Origin of the sequence: Myroides odoratimimus (genome assembly GCF_004337635.1) — a bacterium.
Taxonomy (GTDB): Bacteria; Bacteroidota; Bacteroidia; order Flavobacteriales; family Flavobacteriaceae; genus Flavobacterium; species Flavobacterium odoratimimum.
In genome coordinates this window covers 1,265,082-1,286,540 of record NZ_CP037427.1, presented here as the reverse complement: position 1 = coordinate 1,286,540, position 21,459 = coordinate 1,265,082, and the positions used below count along the sequence as shown (strand labels likewise).

Here is a 21,459-nt window from a genome sequence, read left to right as displayed (position 1 = left end):
AGCCTTTATACTTTTATATCTTAGGCTATAGTTCACCTCCTACTCCATCACCTTCATACGAGGTGATTTAAGCAACGAATCATCTATATCTAGCCCAATCTCTACATATAAAAAAAGGCTCCCTAAAAGAGAGCCATATTGTTAGTTTTTAAATACTTTTTTACTAAATACGATTAAGATACCTACGCCTACTGATATAGCTACATCCGCAATATTAAAAATAGCATTGAAGAAAGTAAAGTAGTTTCCTCCCCAGATAGGTAACCACTCAGGTAGATATCCTTTCCAGATAGGGAAATAAAACATATCTACTACCTTACCGTGAAACCAACTACCATAAGGTTGATCTGAAAACATCGTTGCTATCTGCCCTGGTGTACTCTCATTAAAAATAACTCCATAGAATATAGAATCAATAATATTACCTAAAGCTCCTGCCATAATTAAAGCAATCGCTACGATAAGATAATTAGAAGCTTTCTTCTTGAAAGAATCATTTAACCACCATGCGATACCGCATACAGCTACTATTCTAAATAATGTCAAAGCAAGTTTACCGTAATCACCAGGCAACTCTACCCCCCAGGCCATACCCTCATTCTCTATAAAATGAATGCGAAACCAATCAAAAACGACTATCTCATCATTTAATAAAAAATTAGTTTTAATATATATCTTCAATAGCTGATCTAGTATCAATACTATCAAAACAAGTAGGTAAGCTCTCTTTAACGACATTTTTCTTTATTTACAAGGAGCAAATGTAGTTATTTTATCACATAAAAAAAACGCTCCTAATGGAGCGTTTTTAAATTTATTAAAGATTAACGTTGCAGATTCTTTGCCTCGATACTCATAGTAGCATGTGGAACTAATTTCAATCTTTCTTTATCGATTAGTTTCCCTGTTACTTTACATATACCGTAAGTCTTGTTTTCAATACGGATTAATGCATTTTTTAAATCGCGAATAAACTTCTCTTGACGTATTGCTAACTGAGCATTCGCTTCTTTAGACATTGTTTCGCTTCCTTCTTCAAACGCTTTGAATGTAGGTGATGTATCATCTGTACCATTATTCAAATCATTCATATAGGCGCTTTTAATTAATTCTAAATCTGCTTGAGCTTTCTCAATCTTAGCCGATATTAACACCTTAAATTCAGCTAAATCTGCATCAGAATAACGTACAATTTCACCTACTTCTTTCATAATTTTAATTATTTTAAAATTAACACTCGCGTTTTTAGCTCATCAAACTCTACATCTACACCCTCGCTCAACTCAGTCACGAATTCTAATGTGTGTGTTAGTGTTTCAGACTTAATATAGTCTTCATTCGCTAAAACAGCCTCTTTTATTTCTTTTTCTTCTAGTATTTTTACTACAATCTTGTCTGTAACTTCAAATCCAGAATCTTTTCTGATGTTCTGAATTCTATTTACTAACTCTCTTGAGATACCTTCTTTTCTCAATTCAGGACTGATAGTGATGTCTAACGCTACTGTTAGTCCAGCTTCATTAGCAACTAGCCATCCTTCAATATCTTGAGAAGTAATCTCAACATCTGCTACTGTTAAAGTAACACTTTTTTCTGATAGTTCTAGCGTAATCTCACCATTTCTTTCAATTAATGCGATTTCTTCTTGTCCAAAACCTTGTATCTTATTCGCAATCAGCCCCATATCCTTACCAAATCGTGGCCCTAATGTTTTAAAGTTAGGCTTGATCTGTTTTACTAAGATACCTGAAGCATCATCTAGCAACTCGATTTCTTTCACATTAACCTCAGCTTTGATTAGATCAGCGATAGCTAATATCTCATTTCTTTGGTTCTCATCAAGTACAGGAATCATAACTCTCTGTAATGGTTGACGTACCTTAATCATCTCTTTCTTACGAAGTGATAACACTAATGAAGAAATGATTTGAGCTTTTTGCATTCTGCTTTCTAATGCTTTATCAACGAACTCTTCCTTGAATTCTGGGAAATTAGCCAAATGTACAGATTCGAAACTTTCTCCATGTGTAGCTAAAGTTAAGTCTCTGTAAAGTTTATCCATAAAGAACGGAGCAATAGGAGATCCTAGTTTAGCTACTGTTAATAAACAGGTATACAATGTTTGGTAAGCTGCTATCTTATCTTGTGCATATTCACCTTTCCAGAATCTTCTTCTACATAGACGCACATACCAGTTACTCAAGTTCTCTGTAACGAAATCTGTAATCGCACGAGCTGCTTTCGTTGGCTCATACTCTGCATAGAATTCGTCTACACGTTGTACTAAAGTATTTAACTCTGATAAGATCCATCTGTCTATCTCAGGTCTTTCTGCTAATGGAATGTCTTTCTCTTCGTATTTAAATCCATCGATATTAGCATATAACGCAAAGAAGTTATAAGTATTATATAATGTCCCAAAGAACTTTCTTCTTACTTCTGTAATACCATCAAGGTCAAACTTCAAGTTATCCCATGGATTAGCATTCGAAATCATATACCAACGCGTAGCATCTGGTCCGTGCTCAGCTAATGTTTCAAATGGATCTACAGTATTACCTAAACTCTTAGACATCTTTAATCCATTCTTATCTAACACTAATCCGTTAGACACTACATTCTTATATGCTTTAGTATCGAATACTAATGTAGCAATAGCGTGTAATGTATAGAACCATCCACGTGTCTGGTCAACTCCCTCAGCGATAAAGTCTGCAGGATATGATTTATTATTGTCTATTAAATCTTTATTCTCAAATGGATAGTGCCATTGTGCATAAGGCATCGATCCTGAATCAAACCAAACATCAATTAAGTCTGACTCACGACGCATAGGCTTACCAGAAGGAGATACTAATACGATATTATCAACTACATTCTTATGTAAATCTACTTTATCATAGTTCTCTTCACTCATATCTCCTACTACGAATCCTTCAAAAGGATTAGCTGTTTGGATACCAGCAGCCATAGATTTATTAATCTCATTCATTAACTCTTCTACAGATCCTACTACCAACTCTTCTGTCTTATCCTCAGATCTCCAGATCGGCAATGGAATACCCCAGAAACGAGAACGAGATAAGTTCCAGTCATTTGCATTCTTAATCCAGTTACCAAAACGTCCCTCTCCAGTCGCTTTAGGCTTCCAGTTCACTTCTTCGTTTAATTCGAACATGCGCTCTTTTACCTCAGTGATCTTGATAAACCAAGAGTCTAATGGGTAATACAACACAGGCTTGTTCGTTCTCCAACAATGTGGGTAGCTGTGAACATACTTCTCTACTTTGAACGCTTTGTTTTCTTCTTTTAAACGAATAGCTATTTCTACGTCTACAGAGCGCTCAGGCGCTTGCCCTTCATCGTAATATTCGTTCTTCACATATTTACCTCCTAAGTCTCCCATCTCTTTAACGAAACGACCTTGTAAGTCTACTAAAGGAACTGGGTTCTCGTCTGCATCAAGGATAAGCATAGGTGGTACTTCTGGTGTAGCTTCTTTAGCTACCTTAGCATCATCTGCTCCAAAAGTAGGAGCTGTATGTACGATACCAGTACCATCTTCTGTAGTTACGAAGTCTCCAGAAATCACTCTGAATGCGTTCTCAGGATTTTGGTATGGCAATACGTATGGCAATAGCTGCTCATATTTAGTACCTACTAAATCAGCACCTTTAAATTCCTTAACTACTAAGTAAGGAATCTTTTTATCACCTTCTTTATATGCGTTTAATTCTTCTTCAGTTTCTACAGCTGCAAACTTCCCTGCAAACTGCTTACCAACTAGTGGTTTACCTAATACCACATTAATCGCCTCACCAGTATATTGGTTAAACGACTTCACTAATACATAGTCAATCTTAGGCCCTACAGTCAATGCCGTATTTGATGGCAACGTCCATGGAGTAGTCGTCCAAGCTAAGAAATGAATAGTACCAAATCCTTTTAAAAACTCTGGTAATGTCTCATCAATAGCTTTAAACTGTGCTACGATAGTTGTATCAGTGATATCTTTATATGCTCCTGGCTGGTTAATCTCATGTGATGATAGACCTGTACCAGCTTTAGGAGAATAAGGTTGGATAGTATATCCTTTGTATAACAAATCTTTATCATAGATCTGTTTTAACAACCACCATACTGATTCCATATATTTAGACTTGTAAGTCACATAAGGATCGTTCATATCTACCCAATAACCCATCTTTTCAGTAAGGTCATTCCATAGATCTGTATAACGCATTACAGTACGTTTACAAGCTTGATTATATTCTTCTATTGTAATTTTAGTTCCGATATCCTCTTTCGTGATTCCAAGTTCTTTCTCTGTACCTAACTCTACAGGTAGTCCATGCGTATCCCATCCAGCTTTACGCTTTACTTGGAACCCCTTCTGAGTTTTATAACGACAAAAAATATCCTTAATAGCACGAGCCATCACGTGGTGAATTCCTGGTTTACCATTAGCTGAAGGTGGGCCTTCGAAAAACACGAAAGGTTTATTATCCTCTCTAGTACTAATACTTTTTTCGAATATTGATTGTTCTTTCCAAAACTCTAGCATCTCCGATGCTACCCCTGACATGTCAAGATTCTTATATTCTGTAAATTTAGTGCTCATCGTTATTATTATAATATTTTTTAATCAATTTTGCGAATTTAAACAAATTACTCCAATATCTCCCTAATTAATTGGTAGGAAAAACATTAAAATATTTAGTTAGAGAATACTTCTTTTAAAACCTCTAGAGAATTCGGCTTTCTGAACTCACTTAAATGCTGCTCATAATAGCTAATCAACATGGTTAACAGCCTCTTTCGATCCTTATTATTAAAGACTTTTTGGTCACTAGAGAAGCCTAATTCCATCAATTTTCTAAACAAAAATGTCGGTTCTTCATCAAAACAACAGGGAGAAAAATGATCTGTAAACACTCCCTCTTCCCAGTTAAAATAAAGCTTACTTCTACCCTCTAATGCAGGATAAAATCCAAAGTACTTCGTCAATTCTATCATTAGAATCAAGTGAAAATTAGCGACCTCATCATGTGTGTCAAACCATAGTAAAGCTGCTTCTAAAAAAGTAAAGAAGTCTTTATCCACAACAGGTTCTCTAAATACTGAATGTAGTACTTCACCTATAAAAATAGCAATACAATTCTTACTATAATTATAATAGATATCTTGATATACATGAGCTGTTTTAACCTCCTTAAAGTACTCTAGACCTCCTTTATTCTTATAAATAAAATCAATCTCTAATATTGTCAATGGTTGAAAATAAGCCATTTTCTGAGCAGACTTACCTTTAGCAAAAGCATTGCGAACAAAGAAACTAACAACACCCTGTTCCTCTGTAAAACACTTTACGATCAAGCTTTTCTCTTGATATTTTAAAGCACTAAGTACAATAGCTTTACTCTTGATCTGCATAATCCTCTTCTTTTTAAAAATCTCTTTTCTAAAACACTACTGTTTAGACATAGGGCAAAAGTATCAAAATAATATGTTTTACAGATTAAAAAAAGAACTTCCAAGCTTATTTAAAATCTGTTTTACAACCTCTTATACCTCAAAAAAGGTAGTAAACTTAAAACACTAAATCTAACATAAACTAATCATAATCATAACAATTTTCATAGCTTTGCAAAGACCTATGAAAAAAACCACTATGAAAAAAAGCCTTTTATTCTTATGCCTTTTCATCACTTTTATAAGTTGTAAAAAGGATAAGGAATTCTCTTTTGAAGAAAAAGTTTACCAAAAGATTCTACTGGAAAGTTGTATAGAAGATGACTGTACAGAAGTGAAGATAAATACAGCAGAGATAATAGACCCTGTAAATGACATCACTACTAAGATAAATCAAAACAACTTAGTCATCATTAACGACATCCTTTCATTTGACGAAAATCCTCATGATGTGAGTTCTTATGACGAAATAGTGAGTTCTTTTATCAACTCATTTACAGAAATGGCTAAAAAGTTCCCTAAAGACTCATTCCCATGGAAAGGCACTACACAGAATACCGTTACCTTTTATAATAATCACCTGTTAAGTTTTGCCATAGAATACTATACATTCACAGGAGGAGCTCATGGATACAAGGGAGAGAAAGCAGTACACTATAATCCACTAACAGGAGAACAGTACAACAATCAAGAATTGTTTAAAGATTGGGAAGGTTTTTCTAAATTGTTAGAATCTAAACTGAGAGAACAAAGAGGAATAGACAAAGAAGACAATATTAATTCGCATGGTTTATTATTCGATGAAGATGTATTTAAAATGCCCGAAAATATCTTCTTCTATGAAGAATCTGTCATAGCCTATTACAACAGCTATGATATTACAGCATTCTCTGACGAACCAGTACGCATTACCTTTTCAAAGGAAGAAATAGAACCTTTTTTAAACTTCCTACTGATCCCTAACAAATCAAATAAGTAAGTATCCAATTAATATAGAATCTCGAAGTAGTGAGCATTTATAAAAAAATATTTAAACAAACAGCGATCTACGGATTAGCAGCAGTGTTTCCAAAAGTAATCGGATTTTTTCTGGTTCCTTTCCATACAGATTTAATGCAAAATAATGCTTACGGACAGTATAGCGTTATTTTCTCTATCATGATGTTTCTAAATGTTATTCTATCATTTGGGATGGAAACAGCTTTTTTTAGATTTTATAATAAACAAGAGGATAAGAAAGAGGTTATTAATAACAGCTTATTATTCTTAGGCTTTACTTCTCTGCTCTTTGCTGTATTCAGTCTACTTACGATACACTATTGGGCATCCTTATTAGATGTCTCAGCAGAGCTACTATATTATGTACTCTCTATCTTAGTACTAGACGCCTTAGTCATCGTCCCTTTTGCTAAACTTAGAGCAGATCAGAGACCTCTATACTACAGTGCTATCAGAATAGCCAATGTCTGTATTTATACAGCACTTAATATATTCTTCTTATACTATCTACCTAAGCTGAGCACCGCCTATCCTGATAGTTTCTTTCATTCTATCTATAAAGAAGGAAATCAAGTAGTCTACATATTCATTGCTAACCTTGTCGCTAGTTTATTCACTTTCTTAGTCTTCTATAAAGACTACTTCAGTATTAAATTTAAGTTTAATAAAGAACTGAATAAACAGATGCTTAAATATAGTTTTCCTATTATGGTAGGTGGGCTAGCATTTGCTATCAATGAAGGTTTTGACAAGATACTTCTTGAACGACTATTACCAGCTGATATCGCATTATCAGAGGTAGGAAAATATGCAGCATGCTATAAGTTAGGATTGTTTATGGTTCTGTTTAGACAAGCTTATACACTAGGTATAGAACCGTTCTTCTTTAACTATGCCAAGAATGATGACGCACCTACTAAATACGCAACCATTACTAAGTACTTCACTATTTTTGGGAGTATGATTATGTTAGGCGTTATCGTATTTGCAGATGTATTGAAAGTCCTGTTTATTAGAAATGAATCTTATTGGGATGCGATGATTGTCGTTCCACTAATCATCTTAGCCAACTTATGTATGGGAATCTATACAAACTTATCCGTATGGTATAAACTAAGGGACAAGACTGCCATAGGAGCCTATATCTCTATTATGGGAGCTGTATTCACACTGATCTTTAACTTTATACTTATCCCTATATGGGGCTATATGGGATCTGCGATAGCTACACTGATAGCCTATGCATCTATGATGCTAGTCTCTTATGTGATGGGACAAAAGCAATATCCTATCCCTTATGACAAAAAGGCTATAGGAGGATATCTAGGCATATCTATACTCCTCAGCTTTGTCTACTTCTACTGTTTTAGAGAAAATTATTTCGTTGGAATAGCCTTTATACTCGTATTCTTAGGTGTTATATACAAATTTGAAAATACCGTTATCAAAAAAATGATCAAACGATAAATATAGAATCCATTACTAGTTAGTAATGGATTTTTTTTAACATGTATTTAATTGTCTTATATTTAATACTTTAAAAAATACGCTATGACTAACGAGATCTTTTTGAGTATTACTAAAGACAACAGTTCTATTACCCTCTTTGAAGAGAGGTTATTTTTACCTTTCTTCTGGATTTGCCTACTAGACCATGAGATGATAAGTAGTAGAATACCTCACTGGGAACAAGCTTATAGATTCGTAGATTTCGATCTGGAATATGAGAGAGATGATGAGAGTATAGATAACACCGCATGTACAATCACGATCTCTAAAGAAAAATTTCATACCAATTCCACAATAGCTAGAGGAAAGATAGAGAAGCAACTCAATCAAGCATTACCTCTATACGATGATTTTATAGCTTGTATAGAGAGTCATCTCTCTCAAGGAAGTGTGATTAATTTAGAGATACTATACTATATTCGCTGTTGTGACTCACCACAGGGCTTCATTAAGAATATAAACAGAGAGATAACATCCATAAAAAAACAGGAAGTTTATCCTATACGGTACTTTGACCCAATAGACTTAATAGGTACTGGAACAGGTATAGCCTCGATAGACAACAAGGAATTTAAAGAATTAGCCCCCTATAAGCACGCTGATGATAACAGATACAATGATAAACCTGACCACGATCCAAATTGGAGGCAAAAGAATATTCGTAAACTAATCTACTTCTTCATCTCCCTTATAATCATAGCTATTTTATTCATTATAAACCAATAATTCCTTCTTAGATAATGACAACACATCTCTCTTGTCACTAAGGGAATATAGTATTATCCAAGCTATAAATACACCATGAGTACAAAGCCTCATAATAAGATAACCACACAAATGAGAATACTAGCACTATGCCAAATAGCGCTAGTAGGCTTATTTATCTATCACATTAATCTTAGGAATGCGTATAGCATCCTTATATTCGTAGATGCACTTATATTTATCTTACTAGGTGCTTATATAAAGCATCTCCTTATCGTAAAAAACCCCAATCAAAAGAAAAAGAGGAAAAAAAAGAAAAGATCAAGATAACCATATATCAATGCTCTCTCTTAGCTACTCTCAATCTCCAGACAACATGAATTCTTCTACTGATTAGCACCTAATTCTAAGCAACAGATCTCCAACACCATTTGCGTAAACACTTCACATCAAGCGCTACAAACTGTATTGCTATAATCAAATGCTACCCCATCCATCTATTTCTTAAAATAGCATAGAACCTCTGCCATTTCTTTCCCCATTCTTTCTTCTTGGACAATACATGATCAATAGTAGAAGCATTCTTCGACTAATAATTCTCTAGTCCACTATTTACGACCTATTCTCCACTAACTGTCGAGCAACTCAAAATGAAGATAGGTATACTCTAGGATAGAGACAGGTACACCAAGAAGAGGAAAAACACAATAAAAACACAAATAACTAAATAACAATAGCTTACAATAATTACCTATTCAAAAAAACATATCCTTTTTTTTAGAATAAAACTTCATTAGTACCCAAAACCAATGTTTTTCTAAAAAAAGTGAGAGAATAACTCTAAAATACACCTGATCAATACGCCTAAAACAGCATTTTTAAAAAAAAGTGAAGTGTGTTTTTTAATACATACGGGAAAGCTAGTATAAGTATTCCTTCAAAATAGGATTACATACTTATACATAGAAACAAAAAAAAGCCACTTCTATACAGAAGTGGCTCTTCATATTGACATTTAGACGACTATTTCTTAGCGTCTTTTTTGATTTTACCTTCGATGCGCTTTACACGTTTCTCACTATCAGGGTGAGTAGAGAATATTTTAGCTTTAGTAGATTTATCAGCTCCATACTCTTTCTCCATATCAGCAAACTTTTGGAATCCATCTGCTAATGCTTGTGGGTTCTTACCATTCGCTACTAAGAATTTATAAGAGTAATCATCCGAGTCAGTCTCTTGTCCTTGAGAGAACTGAGCTCCAATAAGTTTCTCTGTTAAAGCCCCTAGGTCACCTTTCATTAAGTCACCTACTGTACCTTGTGTAGTACCAGCAAATTGTACAGCAGCTTCTGCAAGAAGTACTTTTCTATATCCGTTTAAAGAGTGCTTTAATTTTACGTGTCCGATCTCGTGACCGATGATACCTAATAGCTCATCATCTGTCATAATATCCATCAATGAAGAGAATACACGTACACTTCCATCAGGACAAGCAAAAGCGTTCACGTCTGTAACGTAGTATACTTTATAGTTTAGATCTAGACCATCATAGTTCTTATATGGCCCGAAGATACGCTCTAAACGCTCTGCGTATGCCTTCATTTTAGGATCTTTATCCTTCACTGTACACACAGGGTTATTCTCATCCATCCACTTAACAGCAGCAGCAGCAGACTGAGCTACTTCTTCATCACTTACTGTAAATGCCTGAGCTGCTTTTAGACCAGCTTCGATCTTCTTTGGGTTTAATTTACCAAACTGAGCATTAGCTGTTCCTATTGCGAAACACACTAAACATGCAGATAATAAAACTTTTTTCATAATGTTAATATTTTTTTTACAAGAACAAATGTACTATTTTATTTTAAATTCGCTAATCGAACATTAAATACTCATATTCAACGCTTAACAGGCATATTATATTCTCAGAAAGAGCTAAAAAATCTCTTATTATTCCACTAAAAGGCTAAAAATAAAGTTTTCTGTATCTCACTATGAAAACGCTTTTACCAAATAAAAAAGAGCTCCTAAGAGCTCTTAAATATTATGACACACAACAACTTATTATATCACAACTGTTTTTTTAGTTTGTACTGTATAATTAGCATTCAATACGGTATCTACAAATCTCCACTCTGCCTTCGCGCCAGATGTAGTATAGTCAATATATAAATATCCTCTATCTGTTAGATTTACATAGTCTAGCTCATCTATTAGCAATGGCATTACTTGTTCTAATTGTCTAGCCTGACTCGGATCATTCGATATCCCTAAATATGTCTCCATACCAGGCGAACTAACAGAACTAGTCGCTAACTCATATCCTACTATCTCTCCAGTCTGTGTCTTCATCTCACTATACCATGCATTATGTGTATCTCCTGCTAGAGTCATCACCTTTTTTCCTTTGCACAAGCTATACAGCATCTCTCGCTCCACCGCATACCCATCCCATGCATCTAAATTATATGGCAACACGGTAGTCACTCTAGCCTTCTCTTGTGCTGTAAGCGTAGGATCGCCTTGTAATAAACGAGTTTTAATCACTACTAATTCTCCTACAGCCTTTTGTAACGCAAGCATCGAATTAGCAGAAGCGCTTCCTCCAGCCTCTATTTCAGCCATAATCTGATTAACAATCATTAAAAACTCAGCAGGAACAAGCATCTTCGCCATTAAGATCTGTTGCCCTAACACTTGCCATGTAGCCCCACTAGAGTTCATCTGACCTGCTAACCACCCTAACTGTTCTTTCCCTAATAATTGACGGTTAGGATTCATATAATCTTGCATAAACTTAGCTTGATCAAAGCCCTCAGCAGTCATATAATTACCGTAACTCAACTGTTTATCTCTTGCAATAACACGAGTATCTAACATGTGTAAGGAAAGAATATTACCGAAGTCAAAACTTCTATAGATACGAGCGTCTTTACCAGTCTTTAGTGGTATAAACTCACTATACGCCTGTAATGCCGCTCTTTTTCTTGTTTCAAAACTACCTTCTGTTTCTGGCTGATGATTCTCTGCACCATCTTTATAGGTATCATTAGCTATCTCGTGATCATCCCACACGCAGATAAAAGGCTTCTTCTGATGTGCCAACTGAAGGTTAGCATCACTTCTGTACTGTTTATATCGTTCTCTATAATCCTCTAAAGTAACGATCTCTTTATTCGGTTTATGAGCTCTATTAAAGGCAATAGTACTCGCATTAGTACCGTACTGCCCAGGAGCGTACTCATAGATGTAATCTCCTAAGTGGATAATGACATCCGCGTCTGACTTAGCCATCTCACCATAGACGTGAAATAGACCCGCTGGATAATTAGAACACGACGCTATGGCTAGCTTCACATTACTTACCTGATCTGATGTAGCAGGTAGTGTGATAGTCTCCCCTATCACAGAGGTATCTTTAGCTAAAGCATTATAAAATCTATAATAGAACTTACTATTAGAAGGTAAGTCTTGTATCTCTATAGCGATCGTATTATCTGAAAGAGAGGCCACAGTAACCTTGCCTTGACGAACAATATCTTTAAAATGAAGGTCTTTTGCTATTTCCCATACTATTTCTGTATTTGCATTAGCATAACGAGTCCAAATGATCACACTAGTAGCAGTTGGATCAAAACTAGCTACACCATAGTCAAAGTTTTTGATCTGAAATTGTCCATCCACACCATCTGTGTCTGGAATACTAGAATCATCATTAGAACAACTAATAATTATAGGTGCTAAAAAAAGACTTCCTGATGCTAATAAAGAAGTGCGCAAGAACTTCCTTCTATTGAATTGTGAATTATCCATACTTTAAAAACTTTATCACAAAACAACTCATCTCGCATTATCAGAGAATTAAAACCAGGTTAACAATCCGTAACCATTAAGCGCGATATGTTAATTTATGGTGCTTAGACTGTTTGGTGTTTTCCGTTGTACTTATGAAAAGGTTCTCTATACTGCCCCCCCATGTTAGCTTTAGCGATGATACTGATACTTCCTGTGATTTCTAATATCGCTAATTTTACTTGCTTTTAAACAAAAGCTAAATACAAAAAACACAACTTCTAGACTATCTCATCCTTCTATACACTAAAATAGAAGGATGACCTCAAAGACAATGTCATTAGTTCTATTCAACAATAACACGTACCTTAGATGTTATCAAAAGCAACTAGACTAATGTTTGATTATTTATTCAACGAAGGAGAAACTCCTAAATATCCTATGTTATTGGCATTACTAGTAATGACTATATTTGGTGTAGATATGTACTTCCAAAGCAATGAAAATGTGTATACTCGCAATGATAAAGAATTAGAAGAAAACATAAAAAGAGAGTTTAATGCTTCTGTAATCTATAAAGGCATTGAAAAAAATAATAGAAATACGGAGTACTATCAGCTAGATAACAATATGAAGTTCTATAAATATCACCCTATCTTTAACTTAATAGATGTAGGAGATAACCTAATCACTAAGAAAGATTCTTCTACATTAGAAATCAGAAAACAAGATACTATAATCTATATAGACTATAAGACAGATATTTGGGCAAGATTACCGAGAAGTTCTAACTTTTATAAATAACAGCTTACCATCACTACTCTACACTTCTATGAAAAACAATTGGTTTAAAGATGGACTTGATTTCGAAAACATAAGTATAAACCCTTTTATACCTATGCTAGCTGTATTATGTCTTATCGTCTTAATCGCTTATAAATGCGGAGGAGAAAATGCCTACACAGAGAATGATAGACAACTAAAAGAAAATACACTTAAAGAGTTTAAGGCTGTTGTCATCAGTCAAGAAGCTAATAAAGGATCTAGAGCAGGATCTTATTACATACTAGACAATGATATGCGGTTCTATGAGAAAGAATACCTCTATAAGGTAATAGAGATAGGAGATACGCTAATCACTAAACAAAATTCTACAAGACTAGAAATTATCAAGAAAGACACTGTTCTGACGATAGATTACTTAGAAGATATATGGACAGCTAAAGACCGTTCGCTGAGATATAGGCATTAGAATAGCCTTATAAAAAAAGCAGGAGTGATAGAATCTATCACTCCTGCTTTTTTATTCACTTGCTATAATCTTATAAGTTTAAATTTTGACTCTTATCATATCTCACTTGGTATCCAAAACGAAGTGATTTACTATCATTTCCTTTCAGTCTAAGATCCCACTTCACAAGCCCTTTCTCTTCATTAAGCTTTCCTGATGAAGTCTCTGTTAATTCTACTTCTATGTCTTTATTAGAACTGATAGGGTATTGGTCTTCTACTTGTATATCTATCTGCTCAGCTTTGTTGTTGCGGACAGTAATATCGTATACGAAGTTTTGAGACTTTTTAGAAGATAACATCTTAGTACCTGATTTATCTTTTAATAAGATACGAGTAACTGCTACTTTAGGGTCTTTACCCATATTTAGTTTCATTTCCTCTTCTGTGTTAGCTGGATTCAACATAGTCTTACCAACATATACTCCATCAAAGATTACGTTTGCCTCCCCTGCTAATAAATTATAATTACCATAATCCTTAATCGTTGCTACTAAATAAGCATTTAGGTCAAGCTTAGGAGCTACATAATATTTATACTCCGCAGGAATAGAAAAGTCGTTAAGTGTAACACTATGTGACTTATTATTAGACATCACCGTGTATGGAATATTTATATCAAATGATACGTTTAACTGTGATTCATTGACTTGGGTAAAAGTACTCATTGTACTCTCTTCATATACAACAGCATCCTTTAGCATAGAAGATGACTCTGCTTCATAACTCATTTTAGCAGACATATCTGCCATTACATTTAATTTTTTATTTGCATTTCTATTATATCCTGAAGTCGTTATATAAGTATTATAATCAAGGAACCACGTTCTCCAAGTAGGAATAACATTACTCTGATTAGCTACACCACTTGTCAAGCTAAGATTCACACCTCTCCAGTCAATACCAGAACTTTGTTTTACATCTGCTTTATACACTACTTTCACAGGAGCGTTAATCTTCTCTACTCTTAGGTCATAAAAAGGCTTCCATGACGCGGCATTAGTTAAATACTTAATCTGAAAAGGCACTTCACCCTCTCTGTCATTCATTACTTGTACAATCAGCTTACCCTTGCTAGATTTCTCACTTTTCCCTTCATTAAATGCAAGTTTATCTTGTAAGTTGGTTAGTCGAGTATTAAGTTCATCCTTCTTCTCGTTTAGCTTATCTAGCTCTGTACTCAGCTGTAATCTCTTCGTTCTATAGTAGTCTACCATCTTCATCACTTCTGCAGTAGTTGTTCCTTGTTCTCCACCTACTTTTTGGTTAAAGTCTAATAGAGCAATTGTTCTACTTTCTACATCAATAGCATTATTCACTTTCTTTAATTCAGTTTGAACTAATTTAATACTATCCCTTACAGGCTTCAACAATGGAGAATCTACTGCACTATCATATTCTTCTACATAGCGATTACTATACTGTATAGCCATTACTGTAACCTCAGATATAGATCCTATCTGTATAGTAGATTCGTTTAGATAATCAGCTACATTAGTGATCACCACTTCTGAAGTTCCCTTAGGCAGCTTCACTTTAGCCTTATGCGTTAATTCTGCACTGTTAAAGTACACTCGAGCACTCTCTAGCTTAGCAGGAGTAAATACAGGCTTCTGTGCCCATGTCATAACCGTAGTCAAAGCTAATGCAACAATCGTTAAGTTCTTTTTCATAGTATTCAATTTTAAGTTATCCGAAGAGGTATTCGACTACATCTTCAATCTTAGTCACTAGAACAACCTTAATTCCTCTTCCTGTATGACTAATCTTATTATATTTTGAAACAAAAATAGTAGAGAAACCAAGCTTCTCTGCTTCTTGTATGCGTTGATCTACTCTATTTACAGGTCTTATCTCACCAGACAGTCCTACCTCTCCAGCGAATGTGAAGTCCTTACCAATAGACATATCTTGATCAGAAGATAGAATAGCTGCCACCACCCCTAAGTCAATAGCAGGGTCATCTACAGTAATACCACCTGTGATATTTAAGAATACGTCTTTCTGCCCTAATCTAAATCCAGCTCTTTTTTCTAATACTGCTAAGATCATATTCAGTCGTTTCAGATTATATCCCGTAGCACTACGCTGCGGAGTACCATATACAGCAGTACTCACTAACGCTTGTACTTCTACCATCAAAGGTCTCATTCCTTCTAAAGTAGCTGCGATGGCTGTACCTGATAACTCTTCTTCCTTATGCGATATTAGTATTTCAGAAGGATTAGACACCTCTCTAAGACCACTTCCTTGCATCTCATAAATACCAAGCTCAGCCGTAGAACCAAAACGATTCTTATTCGCTCTTAGTATTCTATACACATGATTTCTATCTCCTTCAAACTGTAGTACAGTATCCACCATGTGCTCTAGCATTTTTGGCCCTGCTATACTTCCATCCTTTGTAATATGTCCAATAATCAACACCGGAGTTCCAGTTTCTTTAGCAAATTTAGTAAGTTCTGCAGTACACTCTTTTATCTGAGACACTGTCCCAGCAGAAGATTCAATATACTCGGTATGCAAAGTTTGAATAGAGTCAATGATTAACACATCAGGTTGTATCTCCTCTATTTGACGAAAGATATTCTGTGTATTAGTTTCTGTGAGGATATAACAGTTGTCATTAGCAGGATTAATACGCTCTGCCCTCATCTTTATCTGTTTCTGACTCTCCTCTCCTGATACATAAAGAGTTTTAAAAGGTAAGCGCAAAGATATCTGTAATAATAATGTACTTTTTCCTATCCCAGGCTCACCACCCAAAAGCACCATAGAGCCAGGAACTAATCCACCACCTAAAACGCGATTAAGTTCACCATCCATAGTATTCATACGAATCTCCTCTGTACTGTCAATCTCTCGTACCTTTAGAGGCTTCGCTACCTTCTTCATGGTATTAGGAGAACTACTTACTGCTTTCCACGCTGTCTTTTCTTCTTTTTGGATTACCTCCTCTACAAGTGTATTCCACTCTTTACATGCATTACATTGTCCTTGCCATTTAGCGTATTGTGTACCACAACTCTGACAGAAAAAAGCCGTCTTTACCTTTGCCATTACTTTCTCTTTAAAATCTTCTTACGAAGATACGATGTTATCATTAGACAATAATAATATCAAAAGAACTATTATAAAAACAAATAAGAATAAAAAAAAGCAACAATAATCAAACAATTTAAACCGAAGTAGAAAATATACTGTTAAATAACAATTACATTTACTTTAATAAAACACACTATTAACACATGAAAAAATTAATTTACACAGCTTTAATAGCTACACTAACATTAAGCTTTAACGCTGTGCATGCACAAGAACAAAAACTAGAGAAACGTTTTGAAGCAGGAATACACCTACTTGGAGTTGGAGTTAATTATGAATACCCAATAGTGGATCAGTTAACTATACTAGGAAAAGTACAATACAATGTAGGTTTCTTTGGCAACTCTGACTATGTAGATTACATTGCTTCTTTATCCTTAGGAGTAGAATCTAGATACTACTACAACTATAATAAAAGAGTTAGAAAAGGTAAAAACACAAAGAATAACTCAGCTAACTTTCTTTCTTTAGGCTTTGATTATATTCCAGATGCACTTACAAGTACAGATTCGAAAGACAACATTAAAGTAGAAAAATCATCTCATCTATCTCCTATGTGGAATATAAGACGGAATATAGGTCAATCTAATTTTACTTACGAAGCTGGTATAGGTCTTGATTTCTATAGAATACATTATGACTATAGACCAACTGAAAAAGAAACAGGCCTAGCGTTAAGATTAAGTATTGGTTACAACTTTTAACCACTTATAACAAAAAAAGACCTACTCCGTGAGTAGGTCTTTTTATATTTCTAATCAGCTAATTAGTTAGCTAATATAATAATCTTATTATCGCTTAATTCGATAGTTCCAAGATTGATAGGTAAATGATAAGTATCATTACTTACTTTCTCGAATTTAGAACTAAACTCTGGTGCAATAGAAATGTTTTGCCCTGTGAACTTTACACTTCCTTTTGTTAGGATAGAAACAATAGGAGCGTGATTATTTAACATCTGAAACTCTCCATTTGCTCCTGGAACTGAAACTGAAGTAACTTCTCCAGAAAATAAAGTAGCCTCAGGTGATACAATTTCTAATCTCATGTTGATCTTTTTAAATATTAATTAGATTATATTTCTGCAAGCATTTTCTCTCCAGCTGCAATCGCTTCTTCGATTGAACCTTTTAAGTTGAAAGCTGCCTCTGGTAAGTGGTCTAACTCACCATCGATAATCATATTAAATCCTTTGATAGTATCTTTAATATCAACTAATACACCTGGGATACCAGTAAACTGCTCAGCTACGTGGAATGGTTGAGATAAGAAACGTTGAACACGACGAGCTCTGTATACAGCTTGTTTATCCTCTTCAGATAACTCTTCCATACCTAAGATAGCAATGATATCTTGTAATTGTTTATATTTCTGTAAGATCTCTTTTACTCTTTGAGCACAAGCATAGTGGTCTTTTCCTAAGATCTCTGGAGTCAAAATACGAGAAGAAGACTCTAGTGGATCAACTGCTGGATAAATACCTAACTCTGCAATCTTACGAGATAATACTGTAGTAGCATCTAAGTGAGCAAACGTTGTTGCTGGTGCAGGGTCAGTTAAGTCATCCGCAGGAACGTAAACCGCCTGTACAGAAGTAATAGATCCTTTTTTAGTCGAAGTAATACGCTCTTGCATAGCTCCCATCTCAGTAGCTAATGTTGGTTGGTATCCTACTGCAGAAGGCATACGACCTAATAATGCAGATACCTCAGAACCAGCTTGAGTAAAACGGAAGATATTATCTACGAAGAATAATACATCTTTTCCTTGGTCATCACCAGCTCCATCACGGAAGAACTCAGCAATAGTTAATCCTGATAATGCAACACGTGCACGTGCTCCTGGTGGCTCATTCATCTGACCGAATACGAATGTAGCTTTAGATTCTTTCATACCTGGTTTATCTACTTTAGATAAATCCCATCCTCCATTTTCCATAGAGTGCATGAAGTCATCTCCATATTTAATAATACCTGACTCTAACATCTCACGTAGTAAGTCATTACCCTCACGAGTACGCTCTCCAACTCCAGCGAATACTGAAAGTCCACCGTGTCCTTTAGCGATATTATTAATTAATTCCTGAATCAATACTGTTTTTCCTACTCCAGCACCTCCGAATAAACCAATTTTACCTCCTTTTGCATAAGGCTCAATTAAGTCAATTACTTTGATACCTGTGAATAATACTTCAGTTGAAGTAGATAAATCCTCAAATTTTGGAGCAGAACGGTGAATTGGCAAACCATTTGAACCTTCTTTTGGTAAGTTTCCAAGACCATCAATAGCGTCTCCTACAACATTAAACAATCTACCAAATACATCTTTACCAATTGGTACTTGGATTGGAGATCCTGTAGATGCTACTTCATATCCTCTACTTAAACCGTCTGTAGAGTCCATTGAAATTGTTCTTACTGTATCTTCTCCAATATGAGATTGTACCTCTAGGATTAATTTAGTACCATCTGGTTTTGTGATTTCTAATGAATCATAAATCTTTGGAAGCTCGGCATTTGCAGTGTTGAATACTACGTCAACTACTGGCCCGATAACTTGCGCAACTTTTCCTGTAACTTTAGACATTGCTTATGTATTTATTTAACAGCTATTTACGTTTATCGAAAAATTCTACTTTTTCAGAGTGCAAAGATAGTTTTTTTCTCTGAATATTAAAACTTTGAAATTTTATTTTAAATAAAAAAAAAGCGAGTCTTAAAAAGACTCACTTTTCTACTATTATTCAACCGTCACTGACTTAGCCAAGTTTCTCGGTTGGTCAACATTACACTCTCTTAAAACAGCGATGTGATAAGACAATAGTTGTAATGGAATTGTCGTTAATATTGGAGTTAGAGCCTCAGAAATACCTGGCACTTCGATAACGTGATCAGCTAGCTCTCTTACTTGCTTATCTCCTTTCGTTACCACAGCTATGATTTTTCCATTTCTTGCTTTAATCTCTTGGATATTACTCACTACTTTATCGTAGTGATCTTGATTAGGTGCAATTACAATAACTGGCATGTGTTCGTCAATTAAAGCAATTGGGCCGTGCTTCATCTCTGCAGCAGGATACCCTTCTGCATGTATATAAGAAATTTCTTTCAGTTTTAGAGCTCCTTCTAGTGCCACTGGGTAGTTATATCCTCTACCTAAATATAAACAGTTTGTCGAGTCTTTATAAACCTGAGAGATTTTTAATATTTCTTCATTTTGAGTTAACGCTTCTTCTACGCGCTCAGGTACAAGCTCTAATTCATGCAAATATTTTAAATATTCAGAATTAGCTAATGTTCCTTTTGCTTTTGCTAAACGAAGAGCGATTAAAGTCAATACTGTAATCTGAGTTGTAAATGCTTTTGTAGAAGCAACACCGATCTCAGGTCCTGCATGTGTATAAGCTCCTGCATGTGTCTCTCTAGAAATAGAAGATCCCACCACATTACAAACTCCGAATACGAATGCTCCTTTTTCTTTTGCTAATTTAATAGCAGCAAGAGTATCTGCAGTCTCTCCAGATTGAGAAATAGCAATCAGAACGTCACTAGAGTCAATAATTGGGTTTCTATATCTAAATTCAGAAGCGTACTCTACTTCTACTGGTATTCTTGCAAACTCTTCGATTACATATTCAGCGACTAAAGCAGCATGCCAAGATGTACCACAAGCAGCTATAATAATTCTCTTCGCATTCAAGAACTTATCGATATTATCTTCGATACCTGCCATTCTGATCAGACCTTGATCAGCTAATAAACGACCTCTAAAAGTATCTTTAATTACTTCTGGTTGCTCGTAAATCTCTTTTAGCATAAAATGATCATAACCATTTTTCTCGATCTGCTCTAAGTTTAATTGTAACTCTTGAACGTAGTGTGTAACTAATGAATCATCCTTAATCTTGCGAATGCGCAATGGCTTGTGCAGTCTAATAATAGCCATCTCTTCATCTTCAAGATAAATAGCATTATTCGTGTATTCGATAAAAGGTGAAGCATCAGATGTAATGAAGTATTCATTCTCACCGATTCCGATAGCTAATGGGCTACCAAGTCTAGCAGCTATTATTTCGTCTGGTTTTTTGATATCCATTACAGCGATAGCATATGCTCCCACTACTTGATTTAAAGCAATCTGAACAGCTTTCCCTAACTTAACACCTTGAGTCTTCTGTACATCTTCTATTAAGTTAATTAATACCTCAGTATCTGTTTCTGACTTAAATGTATATCCTCTTTTAATTAATTCTTGCTTAAGAGAATCGTAGTTCTCTATAATACCATTGTGAATTAAAACTAATTCACCAGAGTTAGAAAAATGAGGGTGTGAATTCACATCATTTGGAACACCGTGTGTAGCCCATCTAGTATGTCCTATACCTACTGTTCCTTTTTTTATTGTATCTGTACTTTTTTCTTCTAAATCAACAACTTTACCTTTCGTTTTACAAAGATTGATTGTCTCTCCATCAAATATAGCAAGACCAGCAGAGTCATAGCCTCTATATTCTAATCTCGTTAAACCTTTAATAATAACAGGAAACGCATCGCGATGACCTATGTATCCAACTATTCCACACATACT

The 21,459-nt window shown here is 35.0% G+C and carries 17 protein-coding genes; 6 read left to right on the top strand and 11 right to left on the bottom strand.

All coding sequences use genetic code 11. The annotated features are described in order from the left end of the window. Positions 1-141: 141 nt before the first annotated feature. From E0Z07_RS05920 to recO, 4 genes are all read right to left on the bottom strand, one after another. A complete protein-coding gene (locus E0Z07_RS05920; protein WP_006257764.1) occupies positions 142-738 on the bottom strand; it encodes a lipoprotein signal peptidase in 597 nt (198 codons plus the stop codon). A gap of 86 nt (positions 739-824) precedes the next feature. After that, positions 825-1,211, bottom strand: a complete 387-nt coding sequence (locus E0Z07_RS05915; protein WP_006257765.1) for a TraR/DksA family transcriptional regulator — start codon at positions 1,209-1,211, stop codon at positions 825-827. An 8-nt stretch (positions 1,212-1,219) separates the two neighbouring features. Continuing rightward, a complete protein-coding gene (gene ileS, locus E0Z07_RS05910; protein ID WP_131540467.1) occupies positions 1,220-4,621 on the bottom strand; it encodes an isoleucine--tRNA ligase in 3,402 nt (1,133 codons plus the stop codon). Positions 4,622-4,716: 95 nt separating this feature from the next. After that, a complete protein-coding gene (gene recO / locus E0Z07_RS05905) occupies positions 4,717-5,433 on the bottom strand; it encodes a DNA repair protein RecO (protein WP_131540466.1) in 717 nt (238 codons plus the stop codon). 238 nt (positions 5,434-5,671) lie between these two features. Here recO and E0Z07_RS05900 point away from each other — a divergent pair, with 238 nt between their 5' ends. From E0Z07_RS05900 to E0Z07_RS05890, 3 genes are all read left to right on the top strand, one after another. Next, on the top strand, positions 5,672-6,451 hold the full coding sequence (locus E0Z07_RS05900) for a PdaC/SigV domain-containing protein (RefSeq protein WP_131540465.1): 780 nt from the start codon (positions 5,672-5,674) through the stop codon (positions 6,449-6,451). A 29-nt stretch (positions 6,452-6,480) separates the two neighbouring features. Then, positions 6,481-7,938, top strand: a complete 1,458-nt coding sequence (locus E0Z07_RS05895) for an oligosaccharide flippase family protein (RefSeq protein WP_131540464.1) — start codon at positions 6,481-6,483, stop codon at positions 7,936-7,938. An 84-nt stretch (positions 7,939-8,022) separates the two neighbouring features. Next, positions 8,023-8,706, top strand: a complete 684-nt coding sequence (locus E0Z07_RS05890) for a hypothetical protein (protein ID WP_131540463.1) — start codon at positions 8,023-8,025, stop codon at positions 8,704-8,706. A gap of 1,002 nt (positions 8,707-9,708) precedes the next feature. On the opposite strand, the gene E0Z07_RS05885 is transcribed toward E0Z07_RS05890, so the two are convergent. After that, a complete protein-coding gene (locus tag E0Z07_RS05885; protein ID WP_131540462.1) occupies positions 9,709-10,506 on the bottom strand; it encodes a M48 family metallopeptidase in 798 nt (265 codons plus the stop codon). A 243-nt stretch (positions 10,507-10,749) separates the two neighbouring features. Continuing rightward, on the bottom strand, positions 10,750-12,498 hold the full coding sequence (locus E0Z07_RS05880) for an alkaline phosphatase D family protein (protein ID WP_131540461.1): 1,749 nt from the start codon (positions 12,496-12,498) through the stop codon (positions 10,750-10,752). A gap of 351 nt (positions 12,499-12,849) precedes the next feature. Here E0Z07_RS05880 and E0Z07_RS05870 point away from each other — a divergent pair, with 351 nt between their 5' ends. Beyond that, entirely contained in the window at positions 12,850-13,281 is a 432-nt protein-coding gene (locus E0Z07_RS05870; protein ID WP_131540460.1) for a hypothetical protein, read from the top strand. Positions 13,282-13,309: 28 nt separating this feature from the next. Next, positions 13,310-13,729: a hypothetical protein gene (locus E0Z07_RS05865; RefSeq protein WP_131540458.1), complete on the top strand. Its 420-nt coding sequence runs from the start codon at positions 13,310-13,312 to the stop codon at positions 13,727-13,729. A 70-nt stretch (positions 13,730-13,799) separates the two neighbouring features. On the opposite strand, the gene E0Z07_RS05860 is transcribed toward E0Z07_RS05865, so the two are convergent. Both E0Z07_RS05860 and radA read right to left on the bottom strand, forming a co-directional pair. Beyond that, the gene (locus E0Z07_RS05860) at positions 13,800-15,440 is read right to left on the bottom strand and encodes a DUF4139 domain-containing protein (RefSeq protein WP_131540457.1); all 1,641 of its coding nucleotides are present in this window, start codon (positions 15,438-15,440) and stop codon (positions 13,800-13,802) included. 16 nt (positions 15,441-15,456) lie between these two features. After that, the gene (radA, locus tag E0Z07_RS05855) at positions 15,457-16,827 is read right to left on the bottom strand and encodes a DNA repair protein RadA (RefSeq protein WP_006257778.1); all 1,371 of its coding nucleotides are present in this window, start codon (positions 16,825-16,827) and stop codon (positions 15,457-15,459) included. Between the two features lie 188 nt (positions 16,828-17,015). On the opposite strand from radA, the gene E0Z07_RS05850 reads away from it, so the two are divergent. Next, complete coding sequence (locus E0Z07_RS05850) at positions 17,016-17,576, top strand: hypothetical protein (RefSeq protein ID WP_131540456.1); 561 nt, start codon at positions 17,016-17,018, stop codon at positions 17,574-17,576. 62 nt (positions 17,577-17,638) lie between these two features. Here E0Z07_RS05850 and E0Z07_RS05845 read toward each other — a convergent pair whose 3' ends face one another. The 3 genes from E0Z07_RS05845 to glmS all read right to left on the bottom strand — a co-directional run bounded on the left by E0Z07_RS05845 (position 17,639) and on the right by glmS (position 21,456). Further along, positions 17,639-17,920 (bottom strand): F0F1 ATP synthase subunit epsilon, encoded by a 282-nt coding sequence (locus E0Z07_RS05845; protein WP_006266097.1) that lies wholly within the window; start codon positions 17,918-17,920, stop codon positions 17,639-17,641. Positions 17,921-17,946: 26 nt separating this feature from the next. Continuing rightward, positions 17,947-19,458 carry a F0F1 ATP synthase subunit beta gene (gene atpD, locus E0Z07_RS05840; RefSeq protein WP_006257781.1) on the bottom strand — a complete coding sequence of 504 codons (1,512 nt, stop codon included), beginning with the start codon at positions 19,456-19,458 and terminating at the stop codon, positions 17,947-17,949. Between the two features lie 153 nt (positions 19,459-19,611). Further along, the gene (glmS, locus tag E0Z07_RS05835; RefSeq protein ID WP_041888359.1) at positions 19,612-21,456 is read right to left on the bottom strand and encodes a glutamine--fructose-6-phosphate transaminase (isomerizing); all 1,845 of its coding nucleotides are present in this window, start codon (positions 21,454-21,456) and stop codon (positions 19,612-19,614) included. Positions 21,457-21,459: the final 3 nt, after the last annotated feature.

Bases quoted from the DNA above. Each gene is read 5' to 3' on its own strand.
- radA (WP_006257778.1), bottom strand. From the start codon at position 16,827: ATGGCAAAGGTAAAGACGGCTTTTTTCTGTCAGAGTTGTGGTACACAA.
- E0Z07_RS05850 (WP_131540456.1), top strand. From the start codon at position 17,016: ATGAAAAAATTAATTTACACAGCTTTAATAGCTACACTAACATTAAGC.
- E0Z07_RS05860 (WP_131540457.1), bottom strand. From the start codon at position 15,440: ATGAAAAAGAACTTAACGATTGTTGCATTAGCTTTGACTACGGTTATG.
- ileS (WP_131540467.1), bottom strand. From the start codon at position 4,621: ATGAGCACTAAATTTACAGAATATAAGAATCTTGACATGTCAGGGGTA.
- E0Z07_RS05900 (WP_131540465.1), top strand. From the start codon at position 5,672: ATGAAAAAAAGCCTTTTATTCTTATGCCTTTTCATCACTTTTATAAGT.
- E0Z07_RS05915 (WP_006257765.1), bottom strand. From the start codon at position 1,211: ATGAAAGAAGTAGGTGAAATTGTACGTTATTCTGATGCAGATTTAGCT.
- E0Z07_RS05845 (WP_006266097.1), bottom strand. From the start codon at position 17,920: ATGAGATTAGAAATTGTATCACCTGAGGCTACTTTATTTTCTGGAGAA.
- E0Z07_RS05865 (WP_131540458.1), top strand. From the start codon at position 13,310: ATGAAAAACAATTGGTTTAAAGATGGACTTGATTTCGAAAACATAAGT.
- E0Z07_RS05890 (WP_131540463.1), top strand. From the start codon at position 8,023: ATGACTAACGAGATCTTTTTGAGTATTACTAAAGACAACAGTTCTATT.
- E0Z07_RS05880 (WP_131540461.1), bottom strand. From the start codon at position 12,498: ATGGATAATTCACAATTCAATAGAAGGAAGTTCTTGCGCACTTCTTTA.
- atpD (WP_006257781.1), bottom strand. From the start codon at position 19,458: ATGTCTAAAGTTACAGGAAAAGTTGCGCAAGTTATCGGGCCAGTAGTT.
- E0Z07_RS05920 (WP_006257764.1), bottom strand. From the start codon at position 738: ATGTCGTTAAAGAGAGCTTACCTACTTGTTTTGATAGTATTGATACTA.
- recO (WP_131540466.1), bottom strand. From the start codon at position 5,433: ATGCAGATCAAGAGTAAAGCTATTGTACTTAGTGCTTTAAAATATCAA.
- E0Z07_RS05870 (WP_131540460.1), top strand. From the start codon at position 12,850: ATGTTATCAAAAGCAACTAGACTAATGTTTGATTATTTATTCAACGAA.
- E0Z07_RS05885 (WP_131540462.1), bottom strand. From the start codon at position 10,506: ATGAAAAAAGTTTTATTATCTGCATGTTTAGTGTGTTTCGCAATAGGA.
- glmS (WP_041888359.1), bottom strand. From the start codon at position 21,456: ATGTGTGGAATAGTTGGATACATAGGTCATCGCGATGCGTTTCCTGTT.